Origin of the sequence: Roseovarius sp. MMSF_3281 (assembly GCF_030733685.1) — a bacterium.
Taxonomy (GTDB): Bacteria; Pseudomonadota; Alphaproteobacteria; order Rhodobacterales; family Rhodobacteraceae; genus Roseovarius.
In genome coordinates this window covers 37,873-60,177 of the sequence record NZ_JASHIM010000016.1, presented here as the reverse complement: position 1 = coordinate 60,177, position 22,305 = coordinate 37,873, and the positions used below count along the sequence as shown (strand labels likewise).

Genomic DNA, 22,305 nt, shown 5'->3' with positions numbered 1-22,305 from the left:
GCAAGGGGCTGGCACATGACTGAAAGCCTGCTAAATATAGGGCGGAACTCTAGATTAAGGATTGCCATGCGCTGGATCGTTCTTATCGGCCTTGTGGGCCTTGCCGGTTGTGTCTCCACCGTTGAGCCGCAGCAGCCTGCCGAACAACCCCGGCAGACCCAGGTGCAAAAGAAACCCGAACCGCCCACCCGGTCCGAGGTGCAGCGCTTCGCACAGGTGGTCAAAACGGTCGAACCCGTGGCCGAACGCGAATGTCGCACCCGCACCGGGGCCGGGACAAACTGTGACTTCCGCATCGTCGTGGACGATCGCCCGGGCCAGCCGGTCAATGCCTACCAGACGCTCGATAAATCGGGCCGTCCGATCCTTGCCTTCACCCTCGCGATGATCTCCGAGGTGCGCAATGCCGATGAACTGGCCTTTGTCATGGGGCACGAGGCCGCCCACCACATCGAAGGCCATATTCCACGCCAGCAGCAAAACGCCATGGCCGGCGCGGTGCTTTTGGGCGGGCTTGCCGCCCTGACAGGCGCCGGAAGCGACGGCGTGCGGGTGGCAACCGATCTGGGCGCCTCCGTGGGCGCGCGCAGCTACTCCAAGGATTTCGAGCTTGAGGCCGATAGCCTTGGCACCGTGATCACCCGCAAGGCGGGCTACAACCCGGTGCGTGGGGCTGAATTCTTCACGCAGATTGCCGACCCCGGCGATCGCTTCCTTGGCACCCACCCGCCCAATGCCAAGCGGATCGAAACCGTCCGCCGCGTGGATGCGCAACTCTGATCCATGCGTCAACTCACCGGTGTCATCAGCGACCGAGGCTCGAAATACGCGGTCTCGGGTGGCCCCGCGCAGGATCGCGCGGGGGTGGATGCCTTTCTCAAAGAGCTGAAGAAAGACAAGAAGTTCGCCAAGGCCACCCATAACACATGGGCGATGCTCATGGCCGATGGCACGCCGCTCAAGGGGGACGATGGCGAATCGGGCGCGGGCATGGTGATCGTGCGCATGCTGGAACGCGCGGGCCTTACCGATCACGTGATCGTCGTCACCCGCTGGTACGGGGGCAAGCATCTGGGCGGTGACCGCTTCCGGCACGTTCAGGACTGCGTGACCGCCTATCTCGACGATTTGCAGGCTTGATGCACATCAAGGCCGCCTGGCGCGGGATTCGATAGCCTTCCTTCGTGCCCACCCCAAGGGCCACAGCAGGAAGGCTTCGCCATGACCAGCACATCAACCCTGAAAAAACACGCCGCCTTGGTGGACCGTATGGCCTCGGCCCTTGGCGTCGATCTCGAACGCAAGGCCATGGAAGGTCAGATCGACTTCGACCAGATCAGCGATGCGGTCATGGCCTGCACCGGCTGTTCGAACCCCGAGGATTGCACCCGCTGGCTTGATACCCAAACCGGGCCGGTCGACACGCCGCCTGACATTTGCCGCAACGCCAGCGTCTTCGCGCGCCTCAAGGCCGGGAAACATGCCTGACCCAACACCCCTTGGTCCCCCGCGACGTCACTATTGGCTGGTTCAGGGCATGGCCCGCGCCACCGGCCTCGATCTGGTCGCGGCGGTCCGCGACGGGCGGCTTGGCCTGCACGACTGGGCCGATATCGTGCACAATTGCCGCGCCTGCGCATGGGCTGACGGTTGTGATCAATGGCTGGCCGGTGCCCCGCATGTCGCCGCCCCGCCAAGACCCTGCCGCAACCGTGCGGCGCTTGCCGCGCTGAAAATCGAACAGGAGCTTTCCGAGGCATGACCGCTCAACTTTCTCATCTCGGTGATCCGAACCTGCATTTCTGGCTCACCCGATCCGTCGCGCGCGCGGTGCATGTCAATCTCTCCGATGCGCTTGCCGCCGGTCGGCTCACGCCCGCGCATTACGCCGATATGGTCACCAAGTGCCGACGCTGCCCTTATGTTTCCACATGCGAAGCCTGGCTGGCCGAAAACGCCGCCGGCGCGCCTGCAGTGCCCGCGCATTGCGCTAATGCCGACCTTCTGAATACCTTGATCGAAGACATGGGCCCAACAAGCCTGCACTGAATGTTCCAGCCAAACGCAAGCGTGCCGCCCCTCCGGCACATTGCGAAGGGGCGGCACGCTGTCCTGTCGTCGAACGCCGCGTTACTGCGCGGTGATCACTTTCATCACAAGGTCGCCGTCCACCCGGATCGGGCCATCTTCCTTGGCGCCCAGGGTATATTCGAAGATCCCGGTGGCGTTGCCACCATCTTCGGCATGCACCATCAGCATAAGCATGTCACCGGCGGCGACATCTTCGGTCAGGATGGCGGCAACATCGGTGGTCTCGCCCTTGCGAATGGGGGCATGGCCGACAACCGGGCCGGGGGCCATATCGGCATCGGTGCGGTGCACAACCAGCCAGCCATTCTTGTCGGCAACGATCTTCTCGGCACTGACAACGCCGTTCTCAACCGATTGATCCGAGGCCTTGACCATCGGCGCGGCATGATCATCCGCAAAGGCCGTGGTGGCGGCCAGTGCGAAAACGGCGGTCATGAATGTACGAGTCATATCGTGGTCCTTTCTTTGTTGCGTGTGCCCGTAGTCACGCAGGGACCATCGAAAAGTTTCAAAAGTTTGTGAATTTTTTTGGGGGCGCGCAAATCATCCTGCGCGGTGGGCTTCCCTCCGCCGATCCCAGGCATAAAGCGTCGGGGCGAGAGGCGAGGGGGCAGACCAGACTGGCCATCTGCCACCCGGCAGGCCCGCTGGATAGCGAAGAACCCCGTAAGGGTAGATGAGTACGCGCGCCATTTGACTTCGGGAAATCCCGAAGAATACCGGCGCGATCAATGCAGGAATCTTGGGCGATTAAGTCAAACGGTCAATCGCCGCCGGTCTCCTCGCGCAGCCATGCCTCGGCATCGGGCGTGCTCTCCACCTCTTCCCAAGTGATCACTGGCAGGTCATAGGGGTGCCGCTCTGTCAGCATCTCCACCACCGCCGCGCGGTGCGCGGGCCGTGTTTTGAGCGTCAGGAAAACCTCGTCCTCCTCCTCGATACGCCCTTGCCAATGAAAGACACTTTTCGCCCCCGGAGTTATGTTGCCACAGGCGGCCAAGCGCGCCGTCACAACCGCCGCGGCCAAGCCTCGGGCGGTGTCCAGATCGGGGCAGGTGGTCGTGACATGGATCATGAAGGGCCTCCTTTGCGGATCATGCCCCTAGATCAACACGCCCCAAGTCATCTGGCAAGCCTTACCCCGGGAGGCGCCCCCAAAGGTCATACTCGCCCGCCTCGTCCACCTCGACGCTGACGATATCGCCCACGCTCAGCCCCGCGGTGCCTTCGTCGATGAACAAACAGCCGTCAATCTCGGGGGCATCGGCCTTGGTGCGGCAGGTGGCGATGCCATCCTCGTCGATGTCATCCACGATCACCTCTTGCACTGTGCCAACCTTGGCGGCCAGTTTATCCTCGGAAATCGCCTGCGCCTTTTCCATAAAGCGCTCCCAGCGGTCTTGCTTGATCTCTTCGGGCACATGGTCGGGCAGGGCGTTCGACCGTGCCCCATCCACGTTTTCATATTTGAAGCAACCCACCCGGTCCAACCGGGCCTCGTCCAGCCAGTCCAGCAGGGTCTGGAATTCTTCCTCGGTTTCGCCGGGATAACCGACGATAAAGGTAGAGCGCAGGGCAATATCAGGGCAATCGCGCCGCCATGCGGCAATCTCATCCAGCGTTTTCGCCGCCGCCGCAGGCCGTGCCATACGCCTCAGCGTATCGGGATGCGCATGTTGGAACGGAATATCCAGATAAGGCAGGACAAGCCCCTCGGCCATCAGCGGAATAAGCTGTCGGACATGCGGATAGGGGTAGACATAATGCAACCGCACCCAGGCGCCCAAACCGCCCAGATCCCGCGCCAGATCGGTGATATGCGCGCGGTGGCCCCGGTCTTCGGCATGCTTGATATCCACGCCATAGGCGCTGGTATCCTGTGAAATCACCAGCAATTCGCGCACACCGCTTTCCACCAGCTTTTCCGCCTCGCGCACCACGGCATGGGCCGGTCGGCTGGCCAAGCGCCCGCGCATATCGGGGATGATGCAGAACTTGCACTTGTGATTGCAGCCCTCTGAAATCTTTAGATAACTGAAATGCCGGGGCGTCAGCTTCACACCGCTGGCGGGCAGCAGGTCGACGAAAGGGTCCGGTGCAGGCGGCACCGCGCCATGCACCGCGTCCAAAACCTGTTCGTACTGGTGCGGGCCGGTCACCGCCAAAACCTTGGGATGCGCGCCGGTGATATACTCGGGCTCGGCCCCCAGGCATCCGGTGACGATCACCTTGCCGTTGGCATCGATCGCCTCGCCGATCGCCCCCAGCGATTCGGCCTTGGCGCTGTCCAGAAACCCGCAGGTGTTCACGATCACCGCATCGGCGCCCGAATAATCCGGGCTGATCCCGTAGCCCTCGGCGCGCAGCCGCGTCAGGATCCGCTCGCTATCCACCAATGCCTTGGGACAGCCAAGGCTGACCATGCCGATGGTGGGCTGCCCCTTGCGCGGGGTCTCGGAAACGCGGGCGCGGGCCAGATCGGGCCGCAGGTCGGGGGGATTGGTGCTCATGCAGGCGCATATAGACGCTTGGAAAGGCTGCGGGAAGGGAAAACCGGTTGTTGCTTGGGGCCTGCCCGCTTACATCTTGGTCATTGCAATGAAGGGGTCTGTCATGCGGTGGGTGTTGCGTCTTGTGGGGCTGGTGGTCGTGCTGGCCATTGTTGCGGTTGTCTCGATCCTCATGTTGCCGGGCGACAGGATCGCCCGCATCGCCGCCGATCAAATCTCGTCGCTCACCGGCCGCGAGGTGTCGATGCAGGGCGATACCACGGTCAGCTTTTACCCCGTGCTTGGCATCTCAACCGGGCAAGTCACCGTGGAGAATGCGCCGTGGTCCGAGGGTGGGCCGATGTTCACCGCCCAAAGCCTCAAGATCGGGGTCGAGCCGCAAGCGCTTTTCGGCGGCGATATCCGTATCACCGGGCTTGAGGCCGTTGGCCCCAAGATCCTGCTGGAACGCGCCGCCAATGGCGCGGTGAACTGGGAAATCGGGGTCGAGGGCGTGGCCCCCTCCGGCCAAGGCGAAACTGCCGCCGCCCCCTCAAACCCACTGGCCCTGACGCTGGATCGCGCGCTGATCACCGATGCCGACCTGACCTATGTCGATCACGGCACCGGCGAACGTATCGCCATGCCGGGCATGGATTTCGACCTGCGCTGGCCCGAGTACCAAGGCACCGCCACGTTCGACGCCACCCTGCGCCCCGCCGGGCAGGCGGTGCAAGTTTCCGGCCATCTGGACAAGGTGGGCAATTTCATCGCCGGGGGCGTTTCGGCACTTGAAGTGGCGGTGACGGCGCCGGGCGGCAAGGTGTCATTCGCAGGCCGCGCAGGCGTGCAGCCACAGGTGGCAGGCCGTGTTACGGCCGATCTCGACAGCACCTCGCGTTTCATGGCCGCGCTTGGCCTCGCCGCGCCCGATATGCCCAAGGGGTTGGGGCGGGCCATCGCGGCACAGACCGATGTGACCTTGACCGAAGACTTGCGCCTGTCGCTGCGTGAAACCGCGCTCACCCTTGACAACAACCGCCTGACCGGCGCGGCCGACGTCATGCTGGGCGGCGACAAACCCCGTTTCAACGCACAACTCAACGCCGGCGCGCTGGACCTGCGCGGGCTATCGGCCGACGATGGCGCGGCCGGGGCCGCGGGCGAGACTGGCAGTGCCTCGGGCTGGCCCAAAACCCCGATTGACGCGGGCGCACTGGCGCTGGCCGACGGCGAGATTGCCCTTGTCGCCGATAGTGTCGACCTGGGCGATTTCAAAATCGGCAAAACCCGCACCCTGATGACACTGGACCGCGCGCGCATGGTCTTTGAACTGCGCGAATTGCAGGCCTACGACGGGATGATCACCGGGCAATTCGTGATGAACAACCGTTCTGGCCTGTCGGTCGGCGGGGACATGGCAGCACGCGGGATCGACCTTGAAACCTTCCTTGCCGATGCCATCGATGTCTCGCGTTTTTCTGCCAAGGCCGATGGCGATTTGCAATTCCTCGGTGTCGGCAATTCGCTGCATGCCATCATGAACAGCCTTTCCGGCGATGGCGCCATCAAAACCGGGCGCGGGGTGATCTCGGGCATCGACCTTGATCGCCTGATGCGCTCGGGCGATGGCACCGGCGGCACGACCGTGTTCGACAGCCTTGGCGCCAGTTTCACAATGCAAGACGGCAACCTGCGCAACGACGACCTGTTGATGACCCTGCCCCTCGCCAAGGCCGAGGGCGAGGGGCGCATCGGCCTTGGCGCACAGGACATCGATTACCTGGTCACGCCGGTGCTTCTGGAAGGCGAAAACCGCCGCGGCCTTGCCATCCCGGTGCGCATCCGCGGCCCATGGGCCAATCCGCGCATTACCCCCGACCTGGAAAAAGCCATCGACCTGAACCTCAAGGAAGAAAAGGAAAAGCTGGAACAGCGCGTGCGCGAGGAGCGCAAGGAACTGGAGGCCAAGGCCGAAGAGGAAGTGAACCGCGCCCTTGAAAAGGAACTGGGTGTCACGCGCGAAGAGGGGCAATCGGTCGAGGATGCCATCAAGAACCGTGCCGAAGATGCCCTGAAGGACGAACTGCTTAAACTCTTCGACTAAAGCGTGCCGCCTTTAAAAGGAGCGGCTGCGCCGCGCAGGATAAGCGCGCTTATGCGCGCCCAATGGGGGCTTTGCCCCCGGTTGAAAATGGGATTTTCAACCTCCCCCAGGATATTTCGGGCCAGAAGAAAGGGGCCGGAGTGGATTTGCAATCCTCTTGCTAAAGCGTTTCGCGAAAAACCTGAATCACAGATTCTCGCGAAACGCAGTGCTCCGCTCAATCGTTGCACGCGTTCCGCCTTTCGCTGATGCATCAGGTTAAAGGCGGAACGCTTTAGGCTAGCGGAGATTCACCTGGGCTGCATGTCGCGAAACGCTTTGGGCCCATCGAAAAAGGGGCCAGCCTGGCCCCTTTCATCAATAGGATATCAACACCGCTGTTACCGCTTGCGGTCGCGCCGGTTGCTCATCGGTTGGAAGGCCACGCCGACATGCGCTTCGCAATAGGGCTTGCCCGATTGGACCGGCAAACCGCAAAACCAGAAATCATCGGTCGCGGGGTCGCCCACGGGCCATTTGCAGGTCCGCTCGGTCAATTCCATCAGGCTGAGTTTCTTGGCCTTCTTCTCGACCTCGCTTACCTTGGCAAGGGCCTCGGGGGCGATTTCATTGGCCGAGGGTTGCGGCGGCAAGGGCTGCCCGGCCGGGATGATCTGCTTGGCGCGGCTCGCCGGGGCGGCGGGCGCGGGCGTGGCCTCCTCGGTCGGCTTGGCGGCGGCCTCGGTCTCGGCCTTGGGGGCCGGGGCCGGTTTTGCCGCCGCCTTGGGCTTTGGCTTGGCCGCCGGTTTCGCGGCGGGTTTGGGTTTTGCACTTTCCGCCGCGGCCCCGCCCGAGCCATTGCGGTTCGACAGGCCCAGACGATGCACTTTGCCGATCACCGCGTTGCGGGTCACCCCGCCCAGTTCCTTGGCGATCTGGCTGGCCGACTGGCCCTCGCCCCACATCTTTTTCAGCAGTTCAACGCGTTCATCGCTCCAGGACATGGCCCGTTTCCTTATCTCAAAAGGCGGCCCCCGCCGGTGCCGCCCTGCAAAAATCCTCTGGGGGCCTATTCTAATCACTCATGGGTAAGTTACAAGGCATCGAATCACAGGCGAAAGGGCAGGGCATGAGCGAATCGACCGATATGGGCACACGCCGCTTCGGGCGGGTGAACTGGCTGGGCCTCTACACCTTGGCCGGCCGCGAGGTGCAACGCTTCCTCGCGGTCTGGACGCAAACCCTCTTGGCACCGCTCGTCACCGCGGGGCTTTTCATGCTGATCTTCTCGATAGCCATCGGCCCGCGCCGGGGCGATGTCATGGGGGTCAGCTTTACCACCTTCATTGCACCGGGCATCCTCATGATGACGGTGATCCAGAACGCCTTTGCCAATACCTCCTCGTCGATCGTGATCTCCAAGGTGCAGGGCAATATCGTCGACACCCTGATGCCCCCGCTCAGTGCCGCCGAAATGGTGCTGGGCTACCTTGCGGGCGGCATCGGGCGCGGGCTTTTCGTGGCAATGGCCATCGCGATCGGCCTCTGGGTGGTTCTTGGGATCACCCCGGCGCATCCGCTTCTGGCGCTGGCCTTTGCCACGCTTGGCGGGGCCTTCCTTGGCGGGCTTGGCATCGTGGCCGGGATTTTCGCCAACAAGTTCGATCAAATGGCGGCGATCACCAATTTCATCATCACCCCGCTGGCCTTCCTGTCGGGGACGTTCTACTCGGTCGAGGCGCTGCCGCCCTTGCTGAACACGATCACGCATTTCAACCCGATCTTCTACCTGATCGACGGCGCGCGCTATGGGATGATCGGGGTGTCGGACAGCCCGCCCATGCTTGGCCTTGCGGTCGGCTGCCTTTCGACGCTTGCGATTTGCCTTGTCGCCTGGGCCATGCTTGCCCGGGGCTATCGGCTCAAGGCCTGAACAAAACCTTGGGTGACAATCGGGATGGGCGTGACAAGACCAGGTTGGACACCGCAGCCACAATGAAGATCACACTTGCACAACTTCGGGCCTTTGTCGCCGTCTCAAGGGAAGGCTCGTTCACACGTGCCGCCGAACTTCTCGACACGTCACAGCCCTCTGTAACGACAGCCATCAAACAATTGGAGGCCGAGGTCGGTTTCAAGCTTTTTGACCGATCCACAAAGGTCTTGTCGCTGACAAAGGCAAGCAAGGATTTCCTGCCCGGAATCGAACGAATCCTCGAAGATCTCGATGCAACCCTGGCTGATTTCCAGGCCACGGCGGACGGCACACAAGGAAGCGTCGCCGTCGCGGTGCTGCCGTCGGTGGCGACCGCCGTTTTGCCAAATACAATCAAAAGCTTTTCGGCCGCGTTTCCAAACACGCGCATTTCCCTGCGTGATGACAATTCCAGCGGCGTTTGCGAACGTGTCTCGACGGGCGAGGTCGACCTTGGCGTTGCCGGGCGCACCAATCACAATCCCAACCTGCAATTCGATCCCTTGTTGCGTGACCCCTTCGGCGCAGTCGTCCACAAGGCGCACTCCCTTGCCCGGGAAAGCGGCCCGCTCACCTGGAAGGAGCTTTCGGGTTACCCGTTCATCTCCTTTGCCTCGGACACGGGGTTGAGGCCAATACTCGATACCCTCACCGATGTTCCCCAGAACATTAAATCGCCGTGGATCGAGGTCTCGAACATCGGGACTGTTCTCTCGCTCTTGAAGACGAACCTGGGCATCGCGGCCTTGCCGCAAATGACCGTGGCCCAGATCGACAATGACATTGTCTTTCGGACCTTGCTGGACCCGCCATTGTTCAGGGAACTGGGGTTGATCACCCGCAAGGGGCGGTCGCTATCCCCCGCAGCCCAAAGATTTGTCGAACATATGAAAGAAACACTGCGCCCGGATTGGGCGCGTTGAACGCTGTCGGCGAATATATCATTCGCGTATCCATTTATTTGGTTTGCTTATAAAAGGGGCTTTTTAATCTGCAATTCGCATAATTTGATTGGCCTGTCACAAAAAACTGTGTCTCCCTGATTTTCATCAAACCTTGGAGGAGACCCATGAAAAATTCGATTCTCAGACGCACCATGCTTGCCGCAAGCGGGGCGCTCGTTGCCACGCTGTCTTTCGCAACGCCAAGCCTCGCCCAGGACCCGGATTTCCTGAACATCGGTGGTGGCCCAAGCGGGGGCACCTTCAATGTCGTGGCGACGGGGTTGGGTGACCTGCTGCGGGGTGAATTCTCCGACAGCATCATCGGCGTGCAACCCGGTGGCTCCGGCCCGAACCTTCTGCGGGTGTCGTCGGGGGACGTTGACCTTGGCATCACCTCGGCAAGCAATGCCGCAGATGCCTGGGCCGGGCGCGATCCGGCAACCCCGGAAAACCCGATTCAGAACGTTCGGGGTTTGATGAGCTTTTTCCCAAGCGCCATCCAGATTTGGGTTGCGGCCGATTCCGATATCCAATCGGTCGAAGATCTTGTCGGCCGCCAGATCAGCGCCGGACAACCCGGTCAGACATCGTGGCTGGCATTCCAGAACCTGCTGTCTGTCTACGACATGACGATCGAGGATATCGAAACAGACGGTGGCAAGCTGCATCACCTAAGCTGGTCGGAATCCCAGAACGCACTGCGCGACGGGCAGTTGGACGCCGTCATGTGGGTTGCCCTTTATCCGCATTCCACCGTGCTTGCGACGGAAACCGCCCGTGAAATCCGCGTCCTGTCCCTGGATGAGGATCGCGTGTCGGAATACCTCGACCTGCATGGCGCAGGGTTCTCGAAGGTGACCTTGCCAAAAGGCCTTTATCAGGGTCAAAGCGAACCTGCCTTGTCGGTGGGGACAACCACGTTCCTCTTCGCCTCCGAGGACATGACCGACGAGACAGCCTACCGGGTGACCTCCGCGATCTGGAACAACCTCGACCGCTTTCAAAAGACCCACGCGCTTTTGAAGTATATCGAGAAGGATACAGCCGGCCGTGGCATGTTCGTTCCGATGCACCCGGGCGCTGCCAAGTTCTATGACGAACAAGATATCCCGACGGATGAAGCACGCCTGAAATAACTGCATGAATACGCGGGCAGGCACCGGCCCCGGTGCCTGCCCGCGTACCCCCAACAAATGGTCCCCTGTTCCTGCACTCCGGCAGGGTGATGGTCTTGCCTGTCAGAAAAGGTATAACGATGTCCGTTTCTCTGGAGAAATTGGTGACAACCCTCGCTGTGGTGATGGCGTTGTTCCACCTTCTGGTGGCCTCACCGCTTACGCTTTTCCCGGATTTGATCGTGCGCGGCACGCATTTGCTGCTGGCCCTGGTGATCGGGTTCCTTGTCTACGGCATGAAAGGCGGCTGGGCACGCAAGGCCGTCGATCTGGGGCTTATCGCCCTGTCGGTCTTCTGCTTGGGCTACCTGATTGTCTTTCATGCCTCCATCGTGGTGCGCCCGCCCTGGACCCGCGCGGCAACCCCGATGGAGCTTTTCGTGGCCCTCGGAACCGTTGTCGTCGTTCTGGAGCTGACAAGGCGTGCCTTGGGCTTGGCCATCTCGGCGCTTTGCTTGATTTTCATTCTTTACGGCTTCTTTGGCCCTGACCTGCGCCATATCGGTTTCCTGCGGCCGCTGGCTCACAGCGGGGTCGGCATCAATGAATTCGTCGATCAGATGTATTTCAGTTTCGAAGGTATCTTCGGTGTCGCCTTGGGCGTGTCCACGAACTTCATTTTCCTGTTCGTGGTCTTCGGCGCCCTGTTGCAGGTCATCGGTGGCGGTGATTTCTTCGTGAATGTCACCAAGGCCGCAACGGGGTCAACCCGCGGCGGCCCTGCCAAGATGGCTGTTCTGGCAAGCGCGCTCATGGGGACGATGTCCGGCAGTTCCGTGGCCAACGTGGCCACGACCGGCGCCATTACGATCCCGATGATGAAAAAGCTCGGCTACCCGAAAAACTTTGCCGGTGCGGTCGAAGCGGTCGCTTCGACCGGCGGTCAGATCGCCCCGCCGATCATGGGGGCCGCAGCGTTCCTGATGGCGGCGATTCTGGGCATCAGCTACCAGGAAGTTATCACTGCAGCGGCACTACCTGCCGTGTTGTTCTTCGCCTCGCTCTTCGTCGCCGTCCATTGGGAGGCCCTGAAGCACGGTTTGCAACCGATGGAGCGCAGCGAACGTGGCGCCACCCTGCGCGAATTCATGGCCGGTTGGACCTTTCTCTTGCCGCTTGTGGTCATCATGACGTTCCTCATGATGGGCTATACTCCCAGCCTTTCGGCCTTCTATGGCGTGCTGGCCACCTTGGTCACGCCCTACCTGCGCCGCTCCACCTGGGTATCGCCAAAGGTTCTGGCCAACGGGTTGAACTTTGGCGCACGCGCCGCCGTGACGGTTGCCATTGCCTGCGCTTCGGCAGGGATCATTGTCGGTATCGTGCAGATTTCGGGGCTTGGCTTCCGCTTCAGCAGCCTGGTCCTCGCTTTTGCCAATGGCAATCTTTACGCCGCGCTGTTCCTCGCCATGATTGCGGCTTTCGTTTTCGGCATGGGGATGCCAACCACGCCTGCCTACATCATCCAGGCCACGCTTGTGGCACCTGCCTTGGTGGATCTCGGGGCCAACCCGCTTGCGGCGCATCTTTTTGTTTTCTACTACGCCGTGCTTGGGCAAATCACGCCGCCTGTCGCGGTCGCGGCTTTCGCGGCAGCGCCCATCGCGGGGGCAAGTTCCACCGCCGTTGGTTGGCGCGCCTTTGCACTGGGTATCCCGGTTTACGTGATCCCGTTCCTCTTCGTGGCCAATCCGGTGTTGCTGGGGGCAGGAGAATGGACCGATCTTTTGATCGTTTTGTCGCGCTCGGCGGCTGCAATCATCTGCCTGTCCATAACCTTGACCGGATGGTTGGGCGGGCGCCCCCTTGCTTGGATCAGCCGAGGCATCCTGTTGCTCGCCGCGGCCCTGCTGATTGCGCCTAACCACGTACTCAGCGCGATTGCCGTGATCCTGATAATAGCGGTGTGGTCCCTCCAGCGTTCGGGATTTGCCTTGCTACGGCCAAAAGGAGATGAACGTGACTGAAGTAACTGGAACCCGGGTCGGGTCTTCAACCGAAGACAGGACCGACCTTAACGCCGTGGCCGAATGCCTGCCCAAGCCCGAGGGCACGAAATACCCATATGAACTCGTGACCTTCGAGGGGCGCACAGCCTATCTTGCCGGTCAAATCCCGAAACGCGACGGCAGGCTTGCCATCGCGGGAAAAGTCGGCCGCGAGGTGGCTTTGGAGGACGCGGTAACAGCCGCCCGCATCTGCGCGGAACAGGCCCTGGCATGGCTCAACGACTCGGCTGGGGGGCTTGGAAACGTAAAGCGTATCCTCAGGGTGACCTGCTATGTCGCGCATGATGACGATTTCGAGGATATCTCGGCGGTGGCCGACGGGGCATCAAACTACCTGAACGATATGCTTGGCGACCAGGGGCGCCATGCTCGGTCGGTCGTTGGGGTGAAACGACTGCCAAGAAACGCTCCGGTGCTCATCGAACTTACGGCGGCACTCCGGGAGCCGTTGTGACGGGGTGAACGGCCATTGGCGTGCATTCCTGTACGCGGGGGGCAACCCCCCGCGCAGGTCACGCCGGGTCCGGCGCACCGCGCCGACGGGTTGAGTTGCTCCAGACCCCGATCGCCAGCGCGATCAGGGCCACGGCGGCAGCGGCGACAAAGGTCATCGTGAAGGCCTGCGCGACCTCGACCTTTTCCGCCTCTGCCGCATCACCCGTTCCCATGAGGGCCACAAACAAACTGGACATCGCCGAAGCACCCGTCATCAGCCCAAGGTTGCGCGACAGCCCAAGCAGGCCGGAAAGGCGCCCGCGCTGCTCGGGCGAGGCGCCGGACATGACCGCGGTGTTATTGGCCGCCAGGAACATTTGAAAGGCCGGTGTCAAAGCCATCAGGGCGGCAACATATCCACCGACGCCGAAATAGCGTGGCAAAAGGGCAAGACAAAGCAGGCCAAGCATTGTCTGCACCAGCCCGGCCAGCATCACGCGCCGCGCGCCGAACCGATCCGTCAATCGCCCTGCCGGCACCCCGGACAGCGCGGCGACCACCGGCCCGACAGCCAGAACCAGACCGACAACCGCCTCCTCCAGCCCAAGCGAGAAAGTCAGGAAGAACGGGCCGACCACCAGCGTCGCCATCATGACGGTACCCACCAATATGTTCATGATAAATCCGGCCCCCGTCATCCTGTCCATGAGAACCGCCATCGGCACCAGCGGCGCGCTCACGCGGGTTTCGACAACCACGAAAACCACCGTCGCGATGAAGGTGCCTGCCATAAGCATGGCCGGTGAAACCGCAACGCCCGAGGCCCCACCGCTTGTGGCAAGGGAATAGGTCACAAGCGCCACGATCAAGACAAGACTTCCCGGAATGTCCAAGGACCGGAACGATGCCCCGGCGCGCGTGCCGTCACGCCCTATGGCGAGAACAGCCAGCACCAGTGTCAGCACGGCAAACCCGGCAAGAAGCCAAAAGGCCATGCGCCAATCGCTCCAGGCCAGCACGAGGCCTCCAAGCGACGGGCCAAGCGCGGTCCCGGCGGCCGAGGTGGTTCCCAACAGGCCCATGGCCGTGCCAAGCTGCCCGGGGGGCACCATATCCCGCGCGATCGACATTGGAAGCGCGATCAGGATCGCCCCGCCCACCCCCTGCAGCGCCCGGCCCGTGATCAACGTGCCAAGGTCCGGCGCGGTCGCGCTCAGGACCGAGGCGGCAATGAATACGATCAGGCCGAAGATCATGACCCGGCGGCGGCCGAACAGGTCGCCAAGCCGCCCGGCCGAAACAATGGTGACCGTCACCGCCATAAGATAGGCCAGCACGATCCATTGGGCCTCCGACACGGTCACGTCAAAACGGCGCGTCAGGGTGGGCAGCAGCACCGAGGCGACGCTGATCCCAAGCGACGCGGTCAGGGTTGCGGCGGCCAGCGCCATCAGGATGGGAAACGGCGCGCGCGCCTTTTGCGGGTTCGTCATGGTCAACTCTCTTGCGGTCAAGGTCTGTGGCGGCTACCTTGCCACTTCAAGTCAACTTGAGGTCAACAGTGAAACTGATAGATATCGGGATTCTGTCGAAACAAAGTGGCGTCGCCCCCTCGACGCTGCGCTATTACGAGGAAATCGGGCTGATCCAATCCGTCGGGCGGCACGGGTTGCGGCGCCAGTTCGAGCCACAAGCGATCACCCAACTTGTATTGATCTCATTGGGTAAGATGGCGGGCTTTTCGCTGGAGGACATCAAGGGCATGTTCGCAAGGGACGGAACGCCGCAATTGCCGCGCGCCGAACTGCACCTGCGCGCCGATGCGCTCGATCAGCAGATTCGCGATCTCACACGGTTGCGCGATGCCCTGCGTCACGTGGCCGATTGCCCCGCCGAAACCCACATGGATTGCCCGAAATTCAAGCGCCTGATGGGGTTCGCCTCGCGCACTGCCACCAAGCACAGAACATAAGAACACCCGGCGCTGTCACGCGCGAAAAGCCGCAATGTGCCCAAGGCCTATCGCCCCCGCGTGGCGCGGCCACGCAATCGCGTCACGGGATCAACCGCACAGTTGCCGGGCGCGCGTGCCATAGTCCGCATAGGCTTCCCAGAACCGCTCATTCGAGGACCGATCCGATTGGCGGATTTCCTGCGCCGAATGCGGGTCGCGGTAGAATTTGACGGCCCGGCGCTGTTGCGACCCGCTCAGGGTCTGATCGGCGGCGGCTTGAATGCATCCGCACAGCGCCCTTGAACGGGCCTTGCGGTCCGAGGCCATGCAGGCCTTGGAAATCGGACCAAAGGCCATGGGCGCCCCGCGCGCGACCCGGTCACCGCGAAAACGGTCACCGCCGCCACAGCCCGCCAAAACCAAAACCAGTCCAAGAATAATCGCCTGCCGCATGGGTCCAATCCCCGTTTTGCCTCTTTGTGCGGCGGCCCGGTTGGCCCGGGATTGCAGCCGCTTTTTCTGCTGTTTCTATATCTGCCTCAATCGGGTTGATTTTTCAATTCACAAGATGCGCCCGGGCTGCGACACTTGCCGCGATCAAATCGGAGGCGATGCATGGACTTCAGTTTTTCAAACCTGATTTTTCTTGTCCTCGCGGTGATGCTGCTTCAACCGCTGTTGTCCGGGCGGTTTTTCGCGATCCGCCGGGAGCAGGCAATCCGCGCCATCGAGAAAAAGCGCCGAAGCCGGGTGATCACCATGATCCACCGGCAGGAAAAACGCAGCTTTTTCGGCATGAATGTCTCGCGGCAGATCGACCTTGAAGATGCGCAATCCATCATTTCGGCCATCAAGTCCACGCCCGACGACACGCCGATTGATCTGGTGCTGCATACCCCCGGAGGGCTGGTGATCGCCGCCATGCAGATCGCCCGCGCGGTCGAGGCGCACCCCGCCAAGGTCAGCGTTTTCGTGCCGATCTATGCCATGTCGGGCGGCACGCTGATCGCGCTGGCCGCCGATGAGATCGTCATGGGCGAATTTTCCATGCTCGGCCCGATTGATCCGCAGATCATGGGCATCTCGGCGGCCTCCATCATCGCCGCGCGCGATGCCAAGCCGGTGGAACATGTCTCGGACGTGGCCCTTGTTCTGGCCGATGTCAGCGAAAAGGCCGTCAATCAGGTCAAGGCCGGCGCGGTCGAGATCATGACCCCACGGATGGACCGCGCCGATGCCGAGAAACTGGCCGAAACGCTGGCCTCGGGCACATGGACGCATGATTATGCCCTCACCCCCTCCGAGGCCTCGGCGCTGGGCGTGCCGGTTACCGTGGGCCTTCCCAAGGACATCCTTGACCTGATGAAACTCTATCCCGCCCCGGTGCAGCAATCGGCAGTCGAATTCCTGCCCTTCGATCCGCCGGGCAAGCGGTTGAACTGACCGCCTTTGCCTCACACGGACGTGAGCGGTGGTAAGGGAACACCACAGCGCCCATTGCGTTTTGCGTCAAAGGAGGTAACGCAAATGGATAGATTAAGCTTGGTCCTCATTCTTGCCACCGGTCCCGTCCTCGCGGGCGGCCTGGTTACCATCCTGATGAGCCTTGGTATCTACGGATGGGCCTATGTGCTGCCCGCTGGCGTCATCGGCTGGCTTCTGGCTTGGCCTGCGGGCTACGCCATTTCGCGCCGGATCAAACGGCAAGATCCCGATTTTGACCATACCAGGGATGGCGGCGACGGCATTTTGCCCGATCCCTCCGCGCCCGAAGCATAACTCACCCTTCCGGGGCCGTGCCGCGCGCGGCCTCGGGATGGGCCTCAAGGAAATGATGCAGAACCGCGTAAAGCGATTTGGCATGGGGCAGGTCCCCGGCGTGCAACGCATCGCGTATATCCTCACAGATCATCCCCTGCACCTGCTGCGGTCCCTTGGGCATATGCATCAGGTAGTCACCGAAGGCCGAGGCATTCAGTTCGGGCAGCGCCTCATGCTCTGCCAGGGCGGCGATCTCCTCGCGGGTGAGGCAGGTCATATCCTCGATATCGTCCAACGTGATCATGCGGGTAGAATAGCACCGTCCAGATGTCTTCGACTGACATGAATCAATGTCACTGCCCGCGCTCTCGCCTAGATCGGCCAAAATCCTCTTATCCCGAAAGGCCCGCATATGACATGGCTGCTCTTTACCCTTCACCTTTTCATCGGGGCCACTCTGGCGGGGGTGGGTATCGTCGTGGTCCTTGTCGCGGGGCTGACCGGGGCAATCTGGCTCTGGGGCGCGGTGATCGCCGGGTTGGTTCTGGCCTTTCCGGTGGCATGGCTGGTGGCGCGGGCGATGCAAGGCGACTGACACAGATCAAGGTCAAATATTTCGAATCAATTATGCATCTTTGCGAACGCGCTACTGATTGCTTGAGGTCTTGAAAAATGCTTCGTCTGGGTTTGATCCTTTATCTTTTCATCGGCACCACCATGGCCGGCTCTGCCATGATCGCGGCACTGGCGGCAGGATATGACACCACCCAACCCGTCGTGGCGTCAGCGGTGGTCGGCTTCCTGGCCGCGATCCCCGTGGCATGGGTCGTGGCCCGGGCACTTTATTCCGAGTGAGCGCTATTTCGTACGACTCGTACGATGGCCAAAGCACGGCCCCCGATTTTCGTACGAAAACCGACGTTGTCGCGTACGACTCGTACGAAATTCAGGCGGTCCAAGTGCGTACTGCCGCCTCGAACTCCCGCGGCTTCTCGGCGTGCAGCCAATGACCCGCCCCGGGGATCTTGGCGAATTGTGCCTGCGGAAACAGCGCTTTGATGTGGTCGCGATCCTCGCGTTTCACATAGTCCGAATTGGCCCCGGACAAGAACAGCGTGGGCTTGTCGAACTGGCCTGAAACCTCGGGGAAGGACAGGATCCTTGGCATCTCACGGGCCAAGACATCCAGGTTCAGACGCCATTTTTTCTCTTTTATATCAATGGACTGGGTGAAGAACGTGACAAGTGTCGGATCGTCCACAACGCGTTCCAATTGCTCGGCTGCGTCCGAGCGACGCTCGACTCGTGTCAAATCCACGGCCTTCATCGCCTTGATGAATTCAATTTGCGAATGCCCATAGGCCACCGGCGCGATATCGGCCACGATCAGGCGGTTCACCACCTCGGGCCGCGTCAGCGCCAGAACCATCGCCGCCTTGCCGCCCATGGAATGGCCCAACAAGTCGAACGGCCCTTCCAGCCCTTGTAGAACCTGTGCCAGGTCATCCGCCATATCCGGGTAAGAATGCGTTTCATACCAAGGGCTTAGGCCATGGTTGCGCATGTCCACCGCCACCACTTGCCGGTCTTCCGACAACCGCTTGGCAATCACTCCCCAATTACGCGCCGAGCCATAAAGCCCATGCACGATCAACAGCCCGGGCCGGTCTGTCCGGGTCCCATGTTCGATGGTGTTCAACATGGGATCAGACATAACCGCGCAGGCCATGCACCGCCACCCCTATTGAGGCCCGCCGCCCCGCGGGCTATATTGATCGCGCCGGGGGGAAACCATGATTGATCCAAAACCGTTCCAAGGCAAAACCGCCGAGCTTGCACAGCTTCTACAGGACCGTCTGGGCATCCGGGGGAAAGGGTTCTCGGCAAAGCTCCGCCGCGCCGGGCGGGATTTGCCGCGCTTTGCCCGCAGGGCAGGGGCCGAGGTGGCGCAGGCCGAGGTGATGATGACCCATCCCCGCCTCGCGGCCCTCGTCGATGCGGATCGCTTCAACCGAGCGGCCACCGTTCTGGGCGATCACCTGAAAGGCATTGACCCGAAAGAACGCCGCAAGACCATGCTTTTGCATCGTATCGCTTCGATCGTCTTGAACCTCACGCTACTGGGCCTTGCGGTTTATGCGGTGCTGTGGGCCGTGGGGCGGATCTGACGGTCAGTGTGCCGTGCATCCCTTAAGAAGGCGTAATCGCACCGCGCGCCGGGCATGAAAAACCCCGCGCAGCCACGCCGCGCGGGGTCTTCATCAAGTATCAACCCGCTTACAGGTTCGGGTACATCGGGAAGCGGGCGCAAAGCGCCTCGACCTCGGCTTTCACCTTGGCCTCGACCTCACCGTTGCCCTCTTCGCCATTGGCGGCCAGACCGTCGACAACTTCGACGATCCAATCGGCGATCTGGCGGAATTCGGCCTCGCCGAACCCGCGGGTCGTGCCCGCTGGCGACCCCAAGCGGATACCGCTGGTCACCGTGGGCTTTTCGGGGTCGAACGGCACGCCGTTCTTGTTGCAGGTGATATGCGCCCGGCCAAGGGCCTTTTCGGTCGCGTTGCCCTTCACGCCTTTGGGACGCAGGTCCACCAACAGAACATGGGTGTCGGTGCCGTGGGTCACGGTGTCCAGTCCGCCCTTGATCAACTGGTCGCTCATCGCCTGCGCGTTGGTGACAACCTGTTGAATGTACTGCTTGAATTCAGGGCGCAGGGCCTCGCCAAAGGCCACGGCCTTGGCCGCGATCACATGCATCAGCGGGCCACCCTGAATGCCGGGGAAAATGGCCGAGTTGACCTTCTTGGCAATCGCCTCGTCATTGGTCAGGATCATGCCGCCGCGCGGGCCGCGCAGGGTCTTGTGCGTGGTGGTCGTGGCCACATGCGCATGCGGGAAGGGCGAGGGGTGTTCGCCCGCTGCCACCAGACCGGCAAAGTGCGCCATGTCCACGTGCAGGTAGGCGCCGACCATATCGGCAATCTCGCGCATCCGGGCAAAGTCGATCTGGCGCGGAATGGCGCTGCCGCCCGCGATGATCAGCTTGGGCTGATGCTCTTTCGCCAGCGATTCGATCTGGTCGTAATCAATCAGGTTGTCTTCCTTGCGCACGCCGTATTGCACGGCGTTGAACCACTTGCCCGATTGGTTGGGCGCGGCCCCGTGGGTCAGGTGACCCCCGGCATCAAGGCTCATGCCAAGGATCGTGTCGCCCGGTTGCAGCAGCGCGGTAAAGACACCTTGGTTGGCCTGGCTGCCCGAGTTCGGCTGCACGTTGGCAAAGCCGCAATCGAACAGTTTGCAGGCCCGCTCAATCGCCAGGTTTTCAGCGATATCAACAAATTGGCACCCGCCATAATAGCGGCGGCCGGGGTAGCCCTCGGCGTATTTGTTGGTCATCACGCTGCCCTGCGCTTCCATCACGGCGGCGCTGACGATATTTTCGCTGGCGATCAACTCGATCTCGTCGCGCTGACGGCCCAGTTCCTGGCCAATCGCCTTGGCGATCTCGGGATCGCGGGATTCGAGGGATTCGGTGAAAAACCCTTCGCTGACAAAGGGTTGGTTTCCGTCATGGGGCATTGGGCCACCTCCATAAAAATCTGCACTTCGCGGGATTTCCTATAGGAAACCATGGCTGTTTGAAAGGTTGTAAAGCGACAAAAGGCCCGGCATGACCGGCATTGCTGGTACAGCGGGTGGATTTATGTTTCGATCCGCCCCACAATTCGCTCTTTGGAAACGGAACCGCCCCGCCATGACAACAAGAATCGCCTTCGTTGCCAGTGATGCCCCCTCGGCCCAAACGGCGCGCGGCGCGCTTGTCACGCGGTATGGCAACACCCCCGAGGACGAGGCCGACGTGATCGTCGCCTTGGGCGGGGATGGGTTCATGCTGCAAACCCTGCACGGCACACAACACCTGCCCGCGCCGGTCTATGGCATGAACCGGGGCACCGTCGGTTTCTTGATGAATGAATACAGCGAAACCGACTTGCTGGACCGCCTCGCCGCCGCCGAAGAGGCCGTGATCAACCCTTTGAAAATGAAGGCACAAACCGTTGACGGAATGATGCACGATGCGCTGGCCATCAACGAGGTTTCGCTTTTGCGTGCCGGCCCGCAAGCGGCCAAGCTGAAGATCACGATCGACGGCCACCTGCGGCTTGAAGAACTGGTCTGCGACGGCGCGCTTGTCGCCACGCCCGCCGGCTCGACCGCCTATAACTATTCCGCCCATGGACCGATCCTGCCCATCGGCTCGGATGTGCTGGCCCTCACTGCCGTGGCCGCCTTCCGCCCCCGCCGCTGGCGCGGGGCGCTTTTGCCGAAAAAGGCGCATGTGCGGTTCGACGTGATCAACCCGGGAAGACGCCCCGTCATGGCCGATGCCGATAGCATCTGGGTGGAAAACGTCCTTTGGGTCGAAATCCAATCCGAACCCAGCATCCAGCACCGCCTGTTGTTCGATCCGGGCCACGGGCTGGAAGAACGCCTGTTACGCGAACAATTCGTCTGACATTGCGAAAAATCTGCTCTTGGGGGTTTCGGCCTTGCCGGGGCCTTCTTACGTCATAAGCAGAACGATGGCCCTGCACGATCCGCGTGACCAGGGGCCAGCCCCCGGCACTGGGGCGCACTCAAAAGAAAGGAGAGTCTTCAATGGCACGCCTTCTTATGATCCTCACATCAACCGATAAAATGGGCGACGATGGCGCCCCCACGGGATTCTATTGGGAGGAAATGGCCGTCCCTTACTGGGCCTTCCGAGAGGCGGGCTATACCGTTGACATGGCCAGCCCCAAGGGCGGCCGCCCGCCCGCCGACCCGGCCTCGGACGACGATACCATGGCCCGGCCTCGTGCCGTGAAACGCTTTCTGGAAGACGAAAAAGCCATGACAACGCTGGAAAATACCATGCGCCTGACCGATATCGACGCCAGCCAATACGACGGCGTCTTCCTGCCCGGCGGGCACGGCACCATGTGGGATTTCCACCAGACCCCGCAAATCGCCGCCACCGTGTCGAAAATCCACGAACAGGGCGGCGTCATCGGTGCGGTCTGTCACGGGCCTGCGGGCCTTCTGGGCACCAAGCGAAGCGACGGCACGCCCCTTCTGAAAGGGCGCAAGGTCAACGGCTTTACCAACTCCGAGGAAAAAGCCGCCGGGCTGACGGATGTCGTGCCCTTCCTTCTGGAAGACGAATTGAAGGCGGAAGGGGCGATTTTTGAACGCAGTACCGAAGATTTCAGCGGTTTCGCCATCCGTGATGCCCGCATCGTCACGGGCCAGAATCCCGACTCCTCGGCGCAGGTGGCGGAACAGACGCTGGCCGCGCTTAACGATACGAACCGCCAAGCGGCCTGAAACGAAACGCGCG

General features: G+C 61.7%; 28 protein-coding genes. 19 read left to right on the top strand and 9 right to left on the bottom strand.

The window, feature by feature from the left end:
* Window positions 1-66 precede the first annotated feature (66 nt).
* From RBB32_RS14835 to RBB32_RS14815, 5 genes are all read left to right on the top strand, one after another.
* Window positions 67-780, top strand: a complete 714-nt coding sequence (locus RBB32_RS14835; protein ID WP_306153836.1) for a M48 family metallopeptidase — start codon at window positions 67-69, stop codon at window positions 778-780.
* Window positions 781-783: 3 nt separating this feature from the next.
* The gene (locus RBB32_RS14830; RefSeq protein ID WP_306153834.1) at window positions 784-1,140 is read left to right on the top strand and encodes a YigZ family protein; all 357 of its coding nucleotides are present in this window, start codon (window positions 784-786) and stop codon (window positions 1,138-1,140) included.
* Window positions 1,141-1,221: 81 nt separating this feature from the next.
* Complete coding sequence (locus RBB32_RS14825) at window positions 1,222-1,488, top strand: DUF6455 family protein (RefSeq protein WP_306153832.1); 267 nt, start codon at window positions 1,222-1,224, stop codon at window positions 1,486-1,488.
* Window positions 1,481-1,762 carry a DUF6455 family protein gene (locus RBB32_RS14820; protein ID WP_306153831.1) on the top strand — a complete coding sequence of 94 codons (282 nt, stop codon included), beginning with the start codon at window positions 1,481-1,483 and terminating at the stop codon, window positions 1,760-1,762. The genes RBB32_RS14825 and RBB32_RS14820 overlap by 8 nt, the downstream gene beginning before the upstream one ends.
* Window positions 1,759-2,049 carry a DUF6455 family protein gene (locus tag RBB32_RS14815; protein WP_306153830.1) on the top strand — a complete coding sequence of 97 codons (291 nt, stop codon included), beginning with the start codon at window positions 1,759-1,761 and terminating at the stop codon, window positions 2,047-2,049. The genes RBB32_RS14820 and RBB32_RS14815 overlap by 4 nt, the downstream gene beginning before the upstream one ends.
* An 81-nt stretch (window positions 2,050-2,130) precedes the next feature.
* Here RBB32_RS14815 and RBB32_RS14810 read toward each other — a convergent pair whose 3' ends face one another.
* The 3 genes from RBB32_RS14810 to rimO form a co-directional block, all read right to left on the bottom strand.
* Complete coding sequence (locus RBB32_RS14810; protein WP_306153828.1) at window positions 2,131-2,541, bottom strand: hypothetical protein; 411 nt, start codon at window positions 2,539-2,541, stop codon at window positions 2,131-2,133.
* 313 nt (window positions 2,542-2,854) lie between these two features.
* Window positions 2,855-3,166, bottom strand: a complete 312-nt coding sequence (cutA, locus tag RBB32_RS14805; RefSeq protein WP_306153826.1) for a divalent-cation tolerance protein CutA — start codon at window positions 3,164-3,166, stop codon at window positions 2,855-2,857.
* Window positions 3,167-3,227: 61 nt separating this feature from the next.
* A complete protein-coding gene (rimO, locus tag RBB32_RS14800; RefSeq protein WP_306153824.1) occupies window positions 3,228-4,601 on the bottom strand; it encodes a 30S ribosomal protein S12 methylthiotransferase RimO in 1,374 nt (457 codons plus the stop codon).
* 103 nt (window positions 4,602-4,704) lie between these two features.
* Between rimO and RBB32_RS14795 the strand changes: the two genes are divergently transcribed.
* Window positions 4,705-6,687 (top strand): AsmA family protein, encoded by a 1,983-nt coding sequence (locus RBB32_RS14795; RefSeq protein WP_306153822.1) that lies wholly within the window; start codon window positions 4,705-4,707, stop codon window positions 6,685-6,687.
* A gap of 380 nt (window positions 6,688-7,067) precedes the next feature.
* On the opposite strand, the gene RBB32_RS14790 is transcribed toward RBB32_RS14795, so the two are convergent.
* Window positions 7,068-7,670, bottom strand: a complete 603-nt coding sequence (locus tag RBB32_RS14790) for a GcrA family cell cycle regulator (protein WP_306153820.1) — start codon at window positions 7,668-7,670, stop codon at window positions 7,068-7,070.
* Between the two features lie 143 nt (window positions 7,671-7,813).
* Between RBB32_RS14790 and RBB32_RS14785 the strand changes: the two genes are divergently transcribed.
* From RBB32_RS14785 to RBB32_RS14765, 5 genes are all read left to right on the top strand, one after another.
* Window positions 7,814-8,599 carry an ABC transporter permease gene (locus tag RBB32_RS14785; protein ID WP_371931068.1) on the top strand — a complete coding sequence of 262 codons (786 nt, stop codon included), beginning with the start codon at window positions 7,814-7,816 and terminating at the stop codon, window positions 8,597-8,599.
* A 62-nt stretch (window positions 8,600-8,661) separates the two neighbouring features.
* The gene (locus tag RBB32_RS14780; RefSeq protein ID WP_306153818.1) at window positions 8,662-9,564 is read left to right on the top strand and encodes a LysR family transcriptional regulator; all 903 of its coding nucleotides are present in this window, start codon (window positions 8,662-8,664) and stop codon (window positions 9,562-9,564) included.
* A 146-nt stretch (window positions 9,565-9,710) separates the two neighbouring features.
* Window positions 9,711-10,721: a TAXI family TRAP transporter solute-binding subunit gene (locus RBB32_RS14775; RefSeq protein WP_306153816.1), complete on the top strand. Its 1,011-nt coding sequence runs from the start codon at window positions 9,711-9,713 to the stop codon at window positions 10,719-10,721.
* Window positions 10,722-10,864: 143 nt separating this feature from the next.
* Complete coding sequence (locus RBB32_RS14770; protein WP_306153814.1) at window positions 10,865-12,727, top strand: TRAP transporter fused permease subunit; 1,863 nt, start codon at window positions 10,865-10,867, stop codon at window positions 12,725-12,727.
* Window positions 12,720-13,223, top strand: a complete 504-nt coding sequence (locus tag RBB32_RS14765; RefSeq protein ID WP_306153812.1) for a RidA family protein — start codon at window positions 12,720-12,722, stop codon at window positions 13,221-13,223. Before RBB32_RS14770 ends, RBB32_RS14765 begins: the two co-directional genes overlap by 8 nt.
* Before the next feature lie 58 nt (window positions 13,224-13,281).
* Here the strand turns inward: RBB32_RS14765 and RBB32_RS14760 are convergent, their stop codons facing one another.
* On the bottom strand, window positions 13,282-14,697 hold the full coding sequence (locus tag RBB32_RS14760; protein WP_306153810.1) for an MFS transporter: 1,416 nt from the start codon (window positions 14,695-14,697) through the stop codon (window positions 13,282-13,284).
* A gap of 68 nt (window positions 14,698-14,765) precedes the next feature.
* Here RBB32_RS14760 and RBB32_RS14755 point away from each other — a divergent pair, with 68 nt between their 5' ends.
* Complete coding sequence (locus RBB32_RS14755) at window positions 14,766-15,176, top strand: helix-turn-helix domain-containing protein (RefSeq protein WP_306153808.1); 411 nt, start codon at window positions 14,766-14,768, stop codon at window positions 15,174-15,176.
* A 90-nt stretch (window positions 15,177-15,266) separates the two neighbouring features.
* On the opposite strand, the gene RBB32_RS14750 is transcribed toward RBB32_RS14755, so the two are convergent.
* Window positions 15,267-15,611, bottom strand: a complete 345-nt coding sequence (locus RBB32_RS14750; protein WP_306153806.1) for a hypothetical protein — start codon at window positions 15,609-15,611, stop codon at window positions 15,267-15,269.
* A 162-nt stretch (window positions 15,612-15,773) separates the two neighbouring features.
* On the opposite strand from RBB32_RS14750, the gene RBB32_RS14745 reads away from it, so the two are divergent.
* Together RBB32_RS14745 and RBB32_RS14740 are read left to right on the top strand one after the other, a co-directional pair.
* On the top strand, window positions 15,774-16,601 hold the full coding sequence (locus RBB32_RS14745) for an ATP-dependent Clp protease proteolytic subunit (protein ID WP_306153804.1): 828 nt from the start codon (window positions 15,774-15,776) through the stop codon (window positions 16,599-16,601).
* Window positions 16,602-16,685: 84 nt separating this feature from the next.
* Window positions 16,686-16,937 (top strand): hypothetical protein, encoded by a 252-nt coding sequence (locus RBB32_RS14740; RefSeq protein WP_306153803.1) that lies wholly within the window; start codon window positions 16,686-16,688, stop codon window positions 16,935-16,937.
* A 1-nt stretch (window position 16,938) separates the two neighbouring features.
* On the opposite strand, the gene RBB32_RS14735 is transcribed toward RBB32_RS14740, so the two are convergent.
* Entirely contained in the window at window positions 16,939-17,223 is a 285-nt protein-coding gene (locus RBB32_RS14735; RefSeq protein ID WP_306153800.1) for a hypothetical protein, read from the bottom strand.
* A gap of 108 nt (window positions 17,224-17,331) precedes the next feature.
* Here RBB32_RS14735 and RBB32_RS14730 point away from each other — a divergent pair, with 108 nt between their 5' ends.
* Window positions 17,332-17,514 carry a hypothetical protein gene (locus RBB32_RS14730; RefSeq protein ID WP_306153798.1) on the top strand — a complete coding sequence of 61 codons (183 nt, stop codon included), beginning with the start codon at window positions 17,332-17,334 and terminating at the stop codon, window positions 17,512-17,514.
* A gap of 92 nt (window positions 17,515-17,606) precedes the next feature.
* Window positions 17,607-17,774 (top strand): CTP synthetase, encoded by a 168-nt coding sequence (locus RBB32_RS14725; RefSeq protein WP_371931067.1) that lies wholly within the window; start codon window positions 17,607-17,609, stop codon window positions 17,772-17,774.
* Between the two features lie 91 nt (window positions 17,775-17,865).
* On the opposite strand, the gene RBB32_RS14720 is transcribed toward RBB32_RS14725, so the two are convergent.
* Window positions 17,866-18,621 carry an alpha/beta fold hydrolase gene (locus RBB32_RS14720; protein ID WP_306153942.1) on the bottom strand — a complete coding sequence of 252 codons (756 nt, stop codon included), beginning with the start codon at window positions 18,619-18,621 and terminating at the stop codon, window positions 17,866-17,868.
* Window positions 18,622-18,712: 91 nt separating this feature from the next.
* Here RBB32_RS14720 and RBB32_RS14715 point away from each other — a divergent pair, with 91 nt between their 5' ends.
* Window positions 18,713-19,087 carry a hypothetical protein gene (locus RBB32_RS14715; RefSeq protein ID WP_306153795.1) on the top strand — a complete coding sequence of 125 codons (375 nt, stop codon included), beginning with the start codon at window positions 18,713-18,715 and terminating at the stop codon, window positions 19,085-19,087.
* A 109-nt stretch (window positions 19,088-19,196) separates the two neighbouring features.
* Here the strand turns inward: RBB32_RS14715 and glyA are convergent, their stop codons facing one another.
* Complete coding sequence (gene glyA / locus RBB32_RS14710; RefSeq protein WP_306153793.1) at window positions 19,197-20,504, bottom strand: serine hydroxymethyltransferase; 1,308 nt, start codon at window positions 20,502-20,504, stop codon at window positions 19,197-19,199.
* Window positions 20,505-20,679: 175 nt separating this feature from the next.
* Between glyA and RBB32_RS14705 the strand changes: the two genes are divergently transcribed.
* The gene (locus RBB32_RS14705) at window positions 20,680-21,441 is read left to right on the top strand and encodes an NAD kinase (protein ID WP_306153791.1); all 762 of its coding nucleotides are present in this window, start codon (window positions 20,680-20,682) and stop codon (window positions 21,439-21,441) included.
* Between the two features lie 143 nt (window positions 21,442-21,584).
* Complete coding sequence (locus RBB32_RS14700) at window positions 21,585-22,292, top strand: type 1 glutamine amidotransferase domain-containing protein (protein WP_306153787.1); 708 nt, start codon at window positions 21,585-21,587, stop codon at window positions 22,290-22,292.
* The last annotated feature ends 13 nt before the right edge of the window (window positions 22,293-22,305 follow it).